Annotated in this window: 13 protein-coding genes; 9 read left to right on the top strand and 4 right to left on the bottom strand. The window is 73.5% G+C overall.

Going from position 1 to position 15,153, the window contains the following annotated elements:
* The 3 genes from M0M48_RS16695 (at position 1) to M0M48_RS16685 (ending at position 3,269) form a co-directional block, all read left to right on the top strand.
* Positions 1 to 1,026: an SIS domain-containing protein gene (locus tag M0M48_RS16695; RefSeq protein ID WP_257751996.1), complete on the top strand. Its 1,026-nt coding sequence runs from the start codon at positions 1 to 3 to the stop codon at positions 1,024 to 1,026.
* An 87-nt stretch (positions 1,027 to 1,113) separates the two neighbouring features.
* Positions 1,114 to 2,208, top strand: a complete 1,095-nt coding sequence (locus tag M0M48_RS16690; protein WP_257751995.1) for an acyltransferase family protein — start codon at positions 1,114 to 1,116, stop codon at positions 2,206 to 2,208.
* Positions 2,209 to 2,243: 35 nt separating this feature from the next.
* Positions 2,244 to 3,269 (top strand): DUF808 domain-containing protein, encoded by a 1,026-nt coding sequence (locus M0M48_RS16685; protein ID WP_257751994.1) that lies wholly within the window; start codon positions 2,244 to 2,246, stop codon positions 3,267 to 3,269.
* On the opposite strand, the gene M0M48_RS16680 is transcribed toward M0M48_RS16685, so the two are convergent.
* From M0M48_RS16680 to M0M48_RS16670, 3 genes are all read right to left on the bottom strand, one after another.
* Positions 3,236 to 3,637, bottom strand: coding sequence for a DUF6234 family protein (locus M0M48_RS16680; RefSeq protein WP_257751993.1), 402 nt, complete (start codon positions 3,635 to 3,637; stop codon positions 3,236 to 3,238). The two genes, M0M48_RS16685 and M0M48_RS16680, sit on opposite strands and share 34 nt — an antisense overlap.
* 47 nt (positions 3,638 to 3,684) lie before the next feature.
* On the bottom strand, positions 3,685 to 4,125 hold the full coding sequence (locus M0M48_RS16675) for a 6,7-dimethyl-8-ribityllumazine synthase (RefSeq protein ID WP_215814826.1): 441 nt from the start codon (positions 4,123 to 4,125) through the stop codon (positions 3,685 to 3,687).
* A 65-nt stretch (positions 4,126 to 4,190) separates the two neighbouring features.
* Positions 4,191 to 5,000 (bottom strand): class I SAM-dependent methyltransferase, encoded by an 810-nt coding sequence (locus M0M48_RS16670; RefSeq protein ID WP_257751992.1) that lies wholly within the window; start codon positions 4,998 to 5,000, stop codon positions 4,191 to 4,193.
* A 335-nt stretch (positions 5,001 to 5,335) separates the two neighbouring features.
* On the opposite strand from M0M48_RS16670, the gene M0M48_RS16665 reads away from it, so the two are divergent.
* Entirely contained in the window at positions 5,336 to 6,682 is a 1,347-nt protein-coding gene (locus M0M48_RS16665; protein WP_257751991.1) for an MFS transporter, read from the top strand.
* Here the strand turns inward: M0M48_RS16665 and M0M48_RS16660 are convergent.
* On the bottom strand, positions 6,595 to 7,932 hold the full coding sequence (locus M0M48_RS16660; RefSeq protein ID WP_257751990.1) for an HNH endonuclease signature motif containing protein: 1,338 nt from the start codon (positions 7,930 to 7,932) through the stop codon (positions 6,595 to 6,597). The genes M0M48_RS16665 and M0M48_RS16660 overlap by 88 nt on opposite strands.
* Before the next feature lie 233 nt (positions 7,933 to 8,165).
* On the opposite strand from M0M48_RS16660, the gene ahcY reads away from it, so the two are divergent.
* The 5 genes from ahcY (at position 8,166) to M0M48_RS16635 (ending at position 14,768) form a co-directional block, all read left to right on the top strand.
* The gene (gene ahcY / locus M0M48_RS16655) at positions 8,166 to 9,608 is read left to right on the top strand and encodes an adenosylhomocysteinase (RefSeq protein WP_257751989.1); all 1,443 of its coding nucleotides are present in this window, start codon (positions 8,166 to 8,168) and stop codon (positions 9,606 to 9,608) included.
* Positions 9,609 to 9,699: 91 nt separating this feature from the next.
* Complete coding sequence (gene mtrA / locus M0M48_RS16650; RefSeq protein WP_215814831.1) at positions 9,700 to 10,407, top strand: MtrAB system response regulator MtrA; 708 nt, start codon at positions 9,700 to 9,702, stop codon at positions 10,405 to 10,407.
* Positions 10,379 to 12,133 (top strand): MtrAB system histidine kinase MtrB, encoded by a 1,755-nt coding sequence (gene mtrB / locus M0M48_RS16645; protein ID WP_257751988.1) that lies wholly within the window; start codon positions 10,379 to 10,381, stop codon positions 12,131 to 12,133. The genes mtrA and mtrB overlap by 29 nt, the downstream gene beginning before the upstream one ends.
* Positions 12,130 to 13,875, top strand: a complete 1,746-nt coding sequence (locus tag M0M48_RS16640) for an LpqB family beta-propeller domain-containing protein (protein ID WP_257751987.1) — start codon at positions 12,130 to 12,132, stop codon at positions 13,873 to 13,875. The genes mtrB and M0M48_RS16640 overlap by 4 nt, the downstream gene beginning before the upstream one ends.
* An 89-nt stretch (positions 13,876 to 13,964) precedes the next feature.
* On the top strand, positions 13,965 to 14,768 hold the full coding sequence (locus tag M0M48_RS16635) for a ComF family protein (RefSeq protein WP_257751986.1): 804 nt from the start codon (positions 13,965 to 13,967) through the stop codon (positions 14,766 to 14,768).
* The last annotated feature ends 385 nt before the right edge of the window (positions 14,769 to 15,153 follow it).

Below are 15,153 nucleotides of genomic sequence, written 5' to 3'. Positions count from 1 at the left end.
ATGGTCTGGTTCGACGAGTCGCGGCTGGACGACGCATCGGCCCTGGCCGGAGCGGACCTGCGGCTGCGGACGCTGGCCGAGTCCGGCGCCCGGGTACGCCGTGAGGTCGACGCCGCCACCGACGCGATCGCCGAGGCGGTCGCCCGTGCCAGTGACACCCGGCCCCGCGCGGTCATCGCGGCGGGCCCCGACTCCCGCCTGCTCCGCGCGGTGCTGGAGCCCTTCTGCCCGGTGCCGTTCGTGGCCTGGCCCTCCCCGGCGCTGCCCGGCTGGGCCGGCAGCCTCGACCTGGTCGTCGTCCTGGCCCCCGAGGGTGGGGACGCCGGGACCGCGCTCGCGGTCGCCGAGGCCGCCCGCCGCGGCTGCCAGCTCGTCGTCGCCGCGCCCCCGGACTCGGTCGTCGCCGAGCACGCCACCGGCCGCTGGGCGACCGTCCTCCCGACCAGCACCAGCGACCAGCTCGCCACCGCGGTCGCCATGCTCTCCTTCCTCGACCAGGTCGAGCTCGGCCCCACCGCCGACCCCGAGGCCGTCGCCGAGGCACTCGACGCCGTCGCCATCGGCTGCTCGCCGCACCGCGACATCTCCATCAACCCGGCCAAGATGCTCGCCATCTCGCTCGCCGACGCCAACCCCCTGCTGTGGGGCGGATCGGTGCTCGCGGCCCGCGCCGCACGCCGGGTCGCGGAGTCGATCCGGCGTACGTCCGGACGGGCGGCGCTCGCCGGCGACGCCGAGCACCTCCTGCCCGTGATCGAGGCGGCCCGCCCGCGCAACGTCTTCGCCGACCCGTTCGCCGACGACACCGGCGAGCGCCGGCCGGTCCTCGTGCTGCTCGACGACGGCATCGACGACCCGGTCGTGCGCGACCAGCGGCTGCGCCTCGAGGACGCCGCCCGGGCCCACGACGTCCGGATCGAGCACGTGGCGTCCGAGGCGGCCGCCGAGGTCGGCCGGTACGCCTCGCTGCTGCTCAGCGGCACCTACGCCGCGGAGTACCTGCGCCTGGGGCTCGTCGCCGACTGAGCTGCCGCGCCGCCTGAGCGACCTGAGCCGGGTGTCAGGTTGTCGGACACTTGGACTTTCCTCAGGAGCGGCGGGTACCAAGGAGTGATGCCGACTCCTCGGGATCCCTGGTGGGACAACGCCAAGATGGGCCTCATCGTGCTCGTCGTGCTCGGGCACACGTGGGCGCTGCTGCCCTCGGACGCGCTGGCAGGACACCTGTACGACTTCGTCTACCTGTGGCACATGCCGGCGTTCGTGTTCCTCTCCGGCTACCTCTCGCGCGGGTTCTCCTACCGGCCCGACCGGCTCTGGGGCCTGGTCACCACGCTGCTCGTGCCGTACGTCCTGTTCGAGGGCGCGCTGGCCTGGTTCCGGCTGCACGTCGGCGGGGAGCGCCTGGAGTACCTGTGGACCGATCCGCACTTCCCGATGTGGTACCTCCTGGCGCTCGTCGGGTGGCGCCTCGTCCTCCCGATGCTGCGCCCGCTCGGACCCGGCGCGGCCGTCGTCCTGGCGCTGGGGATCTGCCTGGGCAGCGGCTTCCTCGACGGCGAGTGGACCCGCTGGATGGACCTGCCCCGGATCCTCGGCTTCCTGCCGTTCTTCGTGCTCGGGGCGATGATGACGCCGGAGCGGATGGAGTGGCTCCGCGGCCGGACCCCCGCGATCCTCGGTGTCGCCGCCTTCGCGCTCATCGGGGTGCTCGCGGTCAACCTGGAGCACTGGGCCTCGACCGGGTACCTCTACTACCGCCCGTTCACCCTCATGGACGACCCGACGCCGACCGCGCTGCTCACCCGGCTCATGGTCGTGGGCGTCGGACTGGCGGGGACGTTCGCGTGGCTGGCCGTCGTCCCGCGGGTCAGCGGCTGGTTCACTCGGATGGGTGCCGCGACGATGATCGTCTACCTCGTCCACGGCTTCGCCGTGAAGGGCCTGGACTACGCCGGCTTCAGCGACTGGGCCGACACCCACCCCGCCCTCAGCCTGGTCGTCGGCACCGCGCTCGGCCTGGGGATCGCCCTCGGCCTCGCCTCGCCCCCGGTACGACGCGTGCTCACCCACGTCGCGGACCCCTTCGGCACCGCGCAGCGCAGGGTCCGCGAGGCGGTCGTGCTGACCGCGGTCGTCCACGACCAGGAGCACGGGGGAGCGCCCACGCCCGAGCAGGCGGACGAGGTGGTGCACGCCGGCCGGTAGCCTTCCGGCATGCGCCTCAGCACCCACGGTCCGTCGTGAGCGCCGGACTCTTCGGCCTGCTCGACGACGTCGCGGCCATCGCCAAGCTCGCCGCCGCCTCGATCGACGACGTCGGAGCGGCCGCCGGCCGGGCCACGACCAAGGCCGCCGGCGTGGTGATCGACGACACCGCCGTCACCCCGCAGTACGTCCACGGCCTCGCCGCGGAGCGCGAGCTCCCGATCGTCAAGCAGATCGCGGTCGGCTCGATCCGCAACAAGCTGCTGATCATCCTGCCGGTGGCGCTGCTGCTCAGCGAGTTCCTGCCGGGCCTGCTGCCGATCATCCTCATGGCCGGCGGAACCTTCCTCGCCTACGAGGGCGCGCACAAGGTCTGGCACCTGTTCTCGAAGCACGACGACCACGCGACGCCGGTCACCGAGGTCAGCCCCGAGGCGGAGAAGAAGATGATCGCCGGTGCCGTCCGCACCGACCTCATCCTGTCCGCCGAGATCATGGTGATCGCCCTCGACACGGTCAAGGACGAGAGCTTCTGGGCCCGTCTCGCCATCCTCGTCGTCGTCGCGATCGTCATCACCGTCGCCGTCTACGGCGTGGTCGCGCTCATCGTGAAGATGGACGACACCGGGCTCCTCCTCGCCCAGCGCCCCTCCGCCCTCGCCCAGCGGGTCGGCCGCGGCCTGGTCGCCGCCATGCCGCGCGTGCTCTCCGCGCTCTCCATCATCGGCACCGTCGCCATGCTCTGGGTCGGCGGCCACATCCTCCTGGTCAACATCCACGAGGTCGGCTGGTGGAACGCCCCCTACGAGTGGGTCCACGACATCGAGCACGACATCAAGCACGCCGTGCACGGCTTCGCCGGCGCGACCCTCGCCTGGCTCGCCAACACCGGCATCTCGGCCGTCATCGGGCTCGTCGTCGGCAGCGTGGTCGTCATGATCGTGCGCGTGCTGCCCTTCTCGGGCGACAAGGACCCGATCGAGCGCTACGACGCGGACGAGTCCGCCGCGGCCGCCGAGGCCCCGGCTCAGCCGCCGACGCAGTCGCCCGAGCCGGAGTAGCACGGGACGTAGTCCGGGTTCGGCGCCGACGGCTCCTCGCGCCGCAGGTCCGCCCAGTCGATCGTCGGCATCGCGAACACCAGCGCCACCGCCAGCCCCACCAGCCCGACGACGGCGTGCCCGGCGACGGCGACGTGGGCGCGGCGTCGTACGGAGAGGGTGAGGGTGGTCGTCACGGCGACCACCAGCACGAGCACCATCAGCCGGTAGGTGCGGATCGCGTCGGAGTCCGGCACCGAGCACTCACCCCACGCGCACAGGTGCGCGCCGATGAACTGCAGCGGCATCAGCACCACCACGATCACCGCGGCGAGGGACGCCAGCAGCTCGAGCGCGGACAGAGTCGGGGGTACGGGACGCCGGGGCACCCCAGCAGCCTCGCCGCTCCAGGACCCCGGCGCCTGAGCGCGCGGGCTCAGGCAGGCAGCTGGACGATCGCGTCGACCGCGGTCGCGAGCTCGCGGCCCTTCGTCTCGAAGTGCCGGCGGAAGTAGCCCGTGTGCTCGTCGTGCTCGTGGAAGTGGTGCGGCGTCAGCACCGCCGAGAACACCGGCACATCGGTCTCGAGCTGCACCCGCATCAGCGCGTCGACCACCGAGGACGCGACGAAGTCGTGGCGGTAGATCCCGCCGTCGACCACCAGCGCCGCCGCCGCGACGGCGGCGTAGTCACCCGAGAGGGCGCGGCGTCGTACCTGGAGGGGGATCTCGAACGCCCCCGGCACCTGCACGACGTCGACCTGGTAGCCGCGCTGCTCGAGCTCGGCGGTGAACGTGGTGACGGCGACGTCGACGATGTCGGCGTGCCAGCGAGCCGCCACGATCGCGACGCGGGGACCGGTGGCTGGGGCAGACATGCGGGGCTCGCTCTCGGGCTGGTGGCGGTGTGGCTCGGGTGTGGCTCGGTTGGTGCGGGACGACGTTACTGGTTGGGCGGGGGTGGTGCGGGGACGGGGCCGGTGCGCGGACCCTGGCGGGGGCTCGGCGTTGCCTGGCAGAGGAGGAGGTGGTGCTCGCCGTCGGTCCAGGTACGGGTGCGGTGGTCGTCGAGATGGAGGCCGTGCGGGGCGAGGGCCGCGGCGAGTTGGGCCGGGGTGGCGTAGGCGTCGTGGCGGCGGCGCATGCTGGTGGCGGCTGCGGCCGGGGCGGTTGCAGCGGGGGCGGCTGCCGGCGGCGGGGTCGTGGGCGGGGCCGGGGCTGGGGCGAACGTCGCGGTGAGGACGTGCCCGTCGGACCGGAGCACCCGCTGCCATTCTGCGATGGCGGTGTCGGCGGCCGCCGCGGACGGCAGCAGGTGCAGGGCCGTGACGCAGGTGATGACGTCGACCGAGGAGTCCGCCAGGGGCAGCGCGGTGGCGTCGGCGCGGAGGTAGGCGGCGGCGCCGGTGGACTCCGCGGCGGCGATGCGGAGCATGGCCGGGGACAGGTCGACGCCGATGCCGACGATGCGAGGGCGCGAGGGTGCGTGCTGGGGTGGAGCGGAGGCGACGGTGAGGGCGCGGAGGACCAGCCCGGTGCCGGTACCGACGTCGAGCAAGACCCGGGGTCGCGTCGGAGGACCCACGGCGGCGGCGAGGATCTCGGTGACCAGGCCCGCGATGGTGTCGGCCAGGGCGCGGTGGAGCGGCCCGTCGTCGTACGTGGTGGCGCGGGCGTCGTAGTGGCGGGTGACGGCGTCGCGCTGGGGCCGGAGCGGGTCCGGCTCCCGGTCCCGGTCCGGGGGCAGGGGCATGCGTCCATGATCGGTCACCGGTGCTCGTCGTGGCGCGTGGAAAACCGGTGGGCCGAGCGCGGTCGCGTCTCTAGGGTGGGGGCCATGTCGAGTCCCGAGGCATCCAGAGACGGGGCGTGCGCTCGCCGGCGTACGTCCCTGAACGACTGAGTACCTGACCTGATCTACCCGCGCCCTGACGTCGGCCGCAGCCGACGCGGACGCCGACGCGGGTAGGCATCGGCACGCTCGGTGGTGGGCGCGCGGCGGTGAGCGAGACCTGTCTCGTCCCTCGTTCCGTCCTCGCATCCGCATGCACACGTGCACGCGCATGTGGATACCCACCTGGAGTCTCGATGCCTCTTCCGCTGTACCTCCTTGCCTTGGCGGTGTTCGCCATGGGTACGTCCGAGTTCGTCCTCGCCGGTCTGCTGCCGGACCTCGCCGCCGACCTCGACCAGCCGCTGGCCGCGGTCGGCCTGGCGACGCCGGCCTTCGCGATCGGCATGGTCGTCGGCGCGCCGCTGACCGCCGCGCTGGCCCGGCGCTGGCCGCCACGGCGCAGCCTGCTCGGGTTCGTGCTGGTGTTCGCCGCCGCGCACGTGGCGGGCGCGCTCGTCGCCGACCTGCGTCTCCTGCTGGCCACCCGGGTGGTGGCGGCGCTGGCGAACGCCGGCTTCCTCGCGGTCGCCCTGACCACGGCGACCACGCTCGTACCGCCGGAACGACGGGGGCGGGCGCTGGCCGTCCTTCTCTCCGGTACGACGCTCGCCACGGTGATCGGTGTCCCCGCCGGCGCTCTGGTGGGCACGCTGCTCGGCTGGCGCGCGACCTTCTGGGCGATCGCGCTGCTCTGCCTGCCGGCGGCGCTGGGCGTCGCGTGGGGGCTGCCGCGCCCGGCCGCACCGCCGCACCCGGCCGGAACGCCGGGTGCCGCCGCGGACGCGGGTGCGAGTGCGGCGGGGTCCGGCCAGGCGGTGCCGCTGCGGGCGGAGCTGGCGGCGCTCCGGAGCCCGGTGCTGGTCCGGACGCTGGTGCTGGCGGCGCTGGCCAATGCGGCGACGTTCGCGGGGTTCACGTTCTTGGCGCCCGTGGTGGTGGGGCCGGCGGGGCTGGGCGAGCTGTGGGTACCGGTCGCGCTGGCGCTGTTCGGGGTCGGCGCCTTCGCCGGCGTCACGATCGCGGGTCGGGTGGTCGACCGCGCCGCCGTCGGGCCGCTAACGGTGCGCGTCTCGGTCGCCGCCTGGGTCGCCCTCGCCGTCCCGATCGGGTGGGCCGCGCTGGCGGTGGTGGCGGAGCAGGCGACGACAGGTGCGTGGCGGGTACTCCTGCTGGTGCTCGTGGTGGTGCTGGGGGCGCTGTCGTTCGGGGTCGGGACCTCCTTGGTGGCGGGAGTGCTGGGGGCGGCGGCCGCGGGGCCGCGTCCGGCTCCGACGATGGGCGGGTCCTACGCCACGGCCGCGCTCAACGTCGGGGCGGTCGTCGGGCCGCTCGCGGCGTCCGGGGCGCTGAGCGCGGTCGGCGGGGACGCGACCACGGCGGCGCTCGTACCGCTGTGGACCAGCGCCGGCCTGGGGCTCGTCGTCGTGGTCGCCGTGGTGGCGGGCCGGTCGCGTCATGCCGCGGGCACCCCGGAGCCGGGCTCCGCGCCCGGCCCCGGCCCTGGGCACGACGCCAGCGCCAGGGCACGCGGTGCGGACTGATCGAGGTCCAGCGCGTGGGTACCGCGGTGGTCCACCAGGAAGAGCAGCTGCCGCGGCGACTGCCAGAGGTAGCTGCCGGGCGCGAGCGCGAGGTAGCGCCAGGAGCTGAAGGTCTTGGCGCGGTGGTGCCGGCGGCACAGCGGTACGAGGTTGCAGGGACAGGTGGGGCCGCCGTCGGCGTGGGCGAGCGCGTGGTCGAGGTCGCAGCGGCCCGCCGGGGTGGTGCAGTGCGGGAAGCGGCAGGTCGGGTCGCGCAGGGCGACCCGGGTGCGGAGCCGGTCGGGCACCTCGTAGGAGGTGACCGGGACGTGGTCGGCCAGGTCGATGACGGGCCGCACCACGACCGAGGTCCCCGGGACCTGGAGCCACTCGCGGACCTGGGCCGGGCTGACCGGGCAGGCGCCGTCGTCCCAGCGGGCCACCGGGTTGGCGGCGTCGTCGGTCAGGTGGAGGTTGAGCACGACCTTGCGGCCGGGGGCGCCGTCGAGGTCGAGGGTGAGGTCCTGGCGGGCGAGCTCGCCGATGGCGATGGAGCGGCGGACCTCGAGCGGCTGGTCGTTGCCGAGGCGGCCGATGAGGACGGCGCGGCGGCGTACGGCCTGGTCGAGGTCGTGGCCGTCGGCGGCGTCGAGGGTGCCGTTGACCTGGACCAGGCCGTCGGCGTCGGCCTCCTCGACGTCGAGACGTCGGCGGGAGGCGGCGGCGATCCGGCGGGCCTCGGCCGCGGCTGGGTCGAAGCGGCGCACGGCCTCGTCGACGAGCCGGCCGAGCTGGGCCCAGCCGACCGCGGTGACGTCGTAGAGCTGGCGGTCGATGTAGGCCGCGGCGTCGGCGCAGAGGGGGCGGGTGAGGTCGGCGATCCGCTCGGCGCGCCAGGGCGCCAGCCGTCCGGCGGCGACCGCGGCGTAGACCTGGGGGAGTCGCCAGGCGCACTCGATGACGCGCCCGACGAAGGCGCGGCCGCCGTGGGCGGAGCGGCCGAGCGCGGAGACCAGCTCCATCAGGTGGTAGTCGCTGACCAGCGGGGCGCCGTCGCCGGCGATGGGGACGCCGGTGTCGATGACGCCGTCGGTGAGGGTGGCGGCGCCCTCGGGGGAGGCGAGGACGTGGCGCTCGGCCCAGGCGACGATCGCGTCCCACTCGGCGACGACGAGCGTCTCGCGGCTGCGGACGCCGCTGCGGATGGTGTGGAGGAGGTCGGCGGGGGTGTGCTCGGGGAAGAGGGCGGTGAGGGTGGCTGAGGTGGTCATGGGGACCAGTTGAGGGGGAGGGGGCGAGGGAGGGGGTGGGAGGTGGGGCGGGCTGTGGAGAGAGGGGGTGGGGAGGGGTGGGTGGGGAGGGAAAGGGGACGTTTCCGGAGATTCAGCGGGCCTCGGACGGCGCTTGTAGGGTGGACTCCGTCATGCGCGGGAGATCCCGACGATGCGCAGATGCGCCGCAGGACCCAGTTGTCTTACGACACTCGAACTCGAGGATCACTTTCATGGACTACAAGGTTGCCGACCTGAGCCTGGCCGAGTTCGGCCGCAAGGAGATCGAGCTCGCCGAGCACGAGATGCCCGGCCTCATGGCGATGCGCGCCCGGTACGGCGCGGACCAGCCCCTCAAGGGCGCCCGGATCGCCGGTTCGCTGCACATGACCATCCAGACCGCCGTCCTGATCGAGACGCTGACCGCCCTCGGCGCCGACGTCCGCTGGGCGACCTGCAACATCTTCTCGACCCAGGACCACGCCGCCGCGGCCGTCGTCGTCGGCAAGGAGGGCACCGTCGAGGCGCCCGCCGGTACGCCGGTCTTCGCCTGGAAGGGCGAGAGCCTCGCGGAGTACTGGGACGAGGCCGAGAAGGTCTTCGACTTCACCGACGCCGACGGCAACAAGGTCGGCCCGAACGTGCTCCTCGACGACGGTGGCGACATCACCATGCTCGTCCACCTGGGCCTCGAGTACGAGAAGGCCGGCGTCGTCCCGGGCCAGGACTCCACCGACAACGAGGAGTTCAAGGAGGTCCTCCGGGTCCTCGCGCGCTCCGTCGCCAACGACCCCACCCGCTGGACGAACATCGCCGCGGGCATCAAGGGCGTCACCGAGGAGACCACGACGGGCGTGCACCGCCTGTACGAGCGCTTCAAGGAGGGCTCGCTGCTCTTCCCGGCGATCAACGTCAACGACTCGGTCACCAAGTCGAAGTTCGACAACAAGTACGGCTGCCGCCACTCGCTCGTCGACGGCATCAACCGCGCCACCGACGTCATGATCGGCGGCAAGATCGCCGTCGTCTGCGGGTACGGCGACGTGGGCAAGGGCTCCGCGGAGTCCCTGCGCGGCCAGGGCGCGCGCGTCATCGTCACCGAGATCGACCCGATCTGCGCGCTGCAGGCCGCGATGGACGGCTACGAGGTCAAGCGCCTCGAGTCCGTCGTCGAGTACGCCGACATCTTCGTCACCACGACCGGCAACTACGACATCATCCGGGTCGAGCACTTCGAGAAGATGAAGAACCAGGCCATCGTGGGCAACATCGGCCACTTCGACAACGAGATCGACATGGCCGGCCTGGCCAAGATCCCGGGCATCGTCAAGGACGAGATCAAGCCCCAGGTCCACCAGTGGATCTTCCCCGACGGTAAGAAGATCATCGTGCTGTCCGAGGGTCGCCTGCTCAACCTCGGCAACGCGACCGGCCACCCGTCGTTCGTCATGTCGAACTCCTTCACCAACCAGGTGCTCGCCCAGATCGAGGTCTTCACCAAGACCGACGAGTACCCGATCGGCGTCTACGTGCTGCCCAAGCACCTCGACGAGGAGGTCGCCCGGCTCCACCTCGACGCCATCGGTGTCGAGCTGACCGAGCTGACCAAGGCCCAGGCGGAGTACATCGGCGTCGACGTCGCCGGTCCGTACAAGCCCGAGCACTACCGCTACTGAGCTGGTCGGCGCGAGCGCGTCTCCGGCGCCGCGGAGCCCCGCACCCCTCGGGGTGCGGGGCTCCGTGCGTCTCACACCTAGGATTGACCGCATGACCCCGTCTGCCAGCGCGCCGTACCCCACCCGGGGCCGCGTCCTCGTCGTGGACGACGACGCCCCGCTGGCGGAGATGCTCGGCATCGTGCTGAGCCAGGAGGGCTTCGAGAGCCGGGTCTGCCCGCGCGGTGACCTGGCGCTGGCGGCGTTCCGCGACTACCGGCCCGACCTGGTGCTGCTCGACCTGATGCTGCCGGGCAAGGACGGCATCGACGTCTGCAAGGAGATCCGCGCCGAGTCCGGCGTACCGATCGTCATGCTGACCGCCAAGGGCGACACGGTCGACGTCGTGGTGGGGCTCGAGTCGGGTGCCGACGACTACGTCGTCAAGCCGTTCAAGCCCAAGGAGCTGGTGGCCCGCATCCGCGCCCGGGTACGGCGGACCGAGTCGGTGCCGCACGAGACCCTGGCGATCCGCGACGTCGAGATCGACGTGGCCGGTCACGCGGTCACCCGCGGCGGCGAGGAGATCTCGCTGACGCCGCTGGAGTTCGACCTGCTGCTGTGCCTGGCCCGCAAGCCGGGGCAGGTGTTCAGCCGGCAGGTGCTGCTCGAGGAGGTCTGGGGCTACCAGCACGCCGCGGACACGCGCCTGGTCAACGTCCACGTGCAGCGGCTGCGGTCCAAGGTGGAGCACGATCCGGAGCATCCCGAGATCGTCCTGACGGTGCGTGGTGTCGGCTACAAGGCCGGCTCCGCCTAGCGGCGCGGCGCGGGTCGGGCGTGCGCTGCTCGACCGGCTGCGGCGGATCTGGGGCTGGCTGGCGCCGCGGCTGCGCCGTGCGCTGACGTTCTGGCGCCGCTCGATCCAGGCGCGGGTCGTGGCGAGCACGCTGGTGCTCTCGGCGGTCGTGATCAGCGGCGTGGGCTGGATCCTGCTGCAGCAGACCCGCGACGGACTGCTGCGCCACCGCTCCGAGGTGGTGCTGGGCGAGGTCGACGCCGAGGTGTCCGACGCCCAGGACCGGCTCGAGGCGGCATCCGGTACCGAGGTCAACGCCGGGCGCCAGCAGCGCGACCTGGTCGACCCGATCATCGAGCGCGGCGTCAGCCGGGGGTACGCCGTCGTGCTCGCCGGTCCCGAGGGCGACGACCCGCCGCTGCGCACGGGCGGCGGCGAGTACACCAGCGGGCTCGACCTGGTCAGCGTTCCGCGCAGCCTCGAGGACCACTTCGACGGCGTCAACCGCCCGACCGCGTGGACCTACACCGACATCGTGCGCCGCCCGCGCGATGCGACCTCGGGCGCCGAGGGACCGACCACGCGGGTGCCCGGGATCATCGTGGGCTCACAGGTCCAGCTGCCCTCGGACGGCAAGACCTACACGCTCTACTTCCTGTTCCCGCTGACCGAGGAGCAGGACACCCTCGGCCTGGTCACCCGGGCGCTGCTCACCGCCGCGGGCCTGCTGCTCGCGCTCGTCGCGGGGCTCACCTGGGTGGTCACCCGCCAGGTCGTCACGCCGGTCCGGATGGCCCGTCAGGTCGCCGAGCGGCTCGCCGCGGGCCGGCTCCAGGAGCGGCTCCAGGTGTCCGGTGAGGACGACATCGCCCGCTTGGCCTACTCGTTCAACCAGATGGCGACCAACCTCCAGCGCCAGATCCGCCAGCTCGAGGAGCTGAGCTGGGTGCAGCGCCGCTTCGTCTCCGACGTCTCCCACGAGCTGCGCACGCCGCTGACCACGGTCCGGATGGCCTCCGACGTGCTCCACGACGCGCGCGAGCAGTTCGACCCCGGTACCGCGCGCGCCGCCGAGCTGCTCCAGGCCGAGCTCGACCGCTTCCAGAACCTGCTCGTCGACCTGCTCGAGATCAGCCGCTTCGACGCCGGTGCCGCGGTGCTGACGCCCGAGAACGTCAACCTCGGCGACGTCGTACGACGCGAGGTGGCTGCCGCCAGCCCGCTGGCCGACCAGCGCGGCATCCGGGTGGTCGTCGAGGAGCCCGACGTGCCGGTCCGCGCCGAGGTCGACGTACGCCGGATCGAGCGGATCGTGCGCAACCTCGTCACCAACGCCATCGACCACGCGCTCGCCGACGACCCGACCGAGGCCGTCATCGTCCGGCTCGCCTCGGACGACGAGGCCGCGGCGATCACCGTCCGCGACCACGGCATCGGGCTCGCGCCCGGCGAGGCCTCGATGGTGTTCAACCGGTTCTGGCGCTCGGACCCGGCCCGCACCCGCACCAGCGGTGGCACCGGCCTCGGCCTGGCGATCGCCCAGGAGGACGCGCACCTGCACGGCGGGTGGCTCCAGGCGTGGGGCCGCACCGGTCAGGGCGCGCAGTTCCGGCTCACCGTGCCGCGCCACAACGGGGGGACGCTGCGGCACAGCCCGCTCCCGCTCATCCCCGACGACGCCGCGTCGAGCGAGGCCGCCGTGGTGGGCCCGGGCACCGTCGTACCGGCGCACGAGGAGGAGCGATGAACCGCCGTCTCCCGCTGACCCTGGCCGCCGCGCTGGCGCTCGCGGTCGCGCTGTCCGGCTGCGTCTCGCTGCCCACCAGCGGACCGGTCGTCGAGAGTGCCGGCACCGACCGCACCAACACCCGCCGGGCCAGCGACATCGACGCGCGTCCGCCCGCCACCGGGGCGACGCGCAGCGAGGTGGTCAACGGCTTCCTCGACGCGATGACGGCGTGGCCGATCCAGACCAGCGTGGCCAAGGAGTACCTCACCGACGAGGCCGCCGCGGGCTGGAACCCCGAGCAGGAGACCATCATCTACAGCGACTCGCTGCCGGTGCGCGAGACCGCGGGCACGGTCGCCGTCCAGCTCACCGCGGCGGATCGTCTCGACCAGATCGGTGCCTGGCGCGGGGCGATCGCCAAGCCCGACCTGACGATGAACCTCCACGTCACCATCGACAAGGGGGAGTACCGGATCGCCGATCCGCCCGATGCGCTCGTCGTACCGGCGTCGTGGTTCCGGCAGCGCTACCGCCAGGTGTCGCTGTTCTACTTCGACCCGTTGGCCCAGATCCTCGTCCCGGAGCCGGTCTTCGTGCCCGAGGGCGACCAGCTCGCGTCGAGCCTGGTCTCGGCGCTGCTGAGCGGACCGCCGCCGCTGGCGCGCGGGATCGTCCGCTCGTTCCTGCCGCCGGGGCTGACCGTCGGCCTCTCCGTTCCCGTCGACGACGAGGGGATCGCCCACGTCGCGCTGGTCGGCGAGGCGCCCAAGGTGACCTCCGAAGAGGCCGAGCTGATGCTCGCCCAGCTCGCCTGGACGCTGCGCCAGGACCCGACCATCTCCGCGCTCCGGGTGACCCTCGACGGGACCGACCTGCCGCTGCCCGGCGGTGCGTCGCAGTACTCCGTCGAGTCGGCCTCCGCGTTCGGCCCGGCCGGACCCGGCTCGGGACACCAGGTCTACGGGATCAGCCGCGGCCGCCTCGTCGCCGGACCCCTGGGCGAGCTCGAGCTCACCACCGGCGTCTTCGGCGCCGAGGACGCCGGAGTCGTCTCGGTCGCGGTCCGCCCCGACGGGGAGCGCGCGGCCGCTGTCGACAGCGACGGGCGCCGGGTCCGGATCGCCACGGTGCGCGCCGACGACGACGTCCCCCCGCGGACCGTGCTCAGCGGCGGGCAGTACGCGCGCCCGACCTGGGACAACGCCGGCCGGCTCTGGGTGCTCGACCGCCGCTCCGGCGACGCGGTCGTGTGGCTCGTCGAGGGCGAGGACGGCGTGGCGCGCCAGGTCGACGTCGACGGGGTGAGCGGTACGCGTGCGCGCTCGCTCGCGGTCAGCCGCGACGGGACGCGCCTGGTCGCGGTGGTCCGCGGCGCCGGTGGCGACCGGGTGGTCGGTGCGCGGGTGGTGATCGGCGGGCGCGGCAAGGTGAGTGCGACGCGGGAGCCGTCCGTCGTACGGCCGCCGGACGGGAACCGGATCACCGACCTCGCCTGGACCAGCCCCATCCAGATCGGCCTGCTGGCGCCCACCTCGCCCGGCGCGCTCTCCGAGGTCGACGTGGTCTCGGCCGACGGCGCGACGGTCGGCGTGGACGCGCTCTCGACCATCGTCACCGGGCGGGTCCTCGGCTTCGCGGCCTCACCGGTCGCGGACGCCCCGATGCTCGCCGTCTACGCCGACCGCTACGTCGACGTGGTCCGCCAGGAGGAGTACGACACCGGGTCACTGCCGCTCACCCAGCTCGACTACGCCGGCTAGCGTCCACAGGCCGCCCGCTCGCCGCTGCTTCTCCACAGGCCGCGCGCTGCCGTTCTGCCCTTCCGGCCGCGGCTGGTGGAGTGGTGGACATGCCCACCTCGTCATCGCTGTCCTCGCTCACCGACGGCTTCGTCGACCTCGTGCTCGGGTCGTGCTGCGTCGGCTGCGAACGGCCGGGGCGGGCGCTGTGCGCGCCGTGCTGGGCGGCGGTCCCGGGCGACGCGGCGTTCCACGGGCCCCGGCCGCCCCCGCCGGGGCTGGTCCCGACCTTCGCGGTGGGCGACTACGACGGCGTGCTCCGGGCGCTGGTGCTGGCGCACAAGGAGCACCGGGTGCTCGCGCTGACCCGGCCGCTGGGGCGGCTGCTCGCGCGGTCGGTGGCGGCGGCGCTCGCGGACCTCGCGGGTCTGGAGGGCCTCGGGGAGCTTGAGGGCCTCGGGGGCGTCGGGGGCCTCGCCCGGGACGGGCCGGTGCTGCTCGTGCCGGTGCCCTCACGGCCGGCGGTCGTGCGCCGGCGGGGGCACGACCCGACGCTGGCGATGACCCGGGTGGCGGCTCGGGTGCTGGAGGCGGGGCTTCCGGCGGGGCCGCGGGTGGGCGTGGCGCGGCTGCTCCGGGTCCGCCGTGGGTCGGGTCTCGTCGACCAGGCCGGGCTCGGCGCGACCGCGCGTGCGGCCAACCTGGCGGGGACGCTCACCGCGCCGGCGCGCGTCGTGCGGAGGGCGGGGGAGCGGTGCCCGCGGGCCCATGTGGTGCTGTGCGACGACGTGCTCACGACGGGGGCGACGCTGCGCGAGGCACAGCGCGCGCTCGAGGTCGTGGGGGTGCCCGTGCTCGGGGCCGCGACGGTTGCCGCGACCCGGCGCAAGGTCGCCGTACCGAACTTCGGGTGAAGGCTTTCTTCGTCACCACCGACGGACTAACGTCTGGTCATGGAGTCCGCCCGGGTCCGTGGTTGCGTCGCCCAGGCCGGGCGCGAGCCCAGTTCCGGGTGGCAAGCCGATGCCAGTCGCAGGCGAAACGGTCCACGTAAGCCGGCCCTCGGGCCGGTGATCACGGTGCGGCTTAGTCGTCAGTCCTGCCTCGGTCCGGACGTCAGATACGTCCGGCTCCGGGAGAAGGTCAGTAGTGGCAACAAGCTGCGGGAGCCTCAGCAGGCGGGTGTGGGGCAGAAGACCAGGTCGGCCGGGCGGACTCCGCTGTCTTGTTGCGGCCGAGCGCGCCTTCGGCGCGGGGGGAGGCAGCAAGCTGCCCCGGGCGCGCCTCTCGGCGCGCTGC

This window comes from Pimelobacter simplex (assembly GCF_024662235.1).
Classification (GTDB): domain Bacteria; phylum Actinomycetota; class Actinomycetes; order Propionibacteriales; family Nocardioidaceae; genus Nocardioides.
The sequence above is the reverse complement of the archived record's forward strand: the minus strand, read 5'-3'. Positions and strand labels throughout refer to the sequence as shown.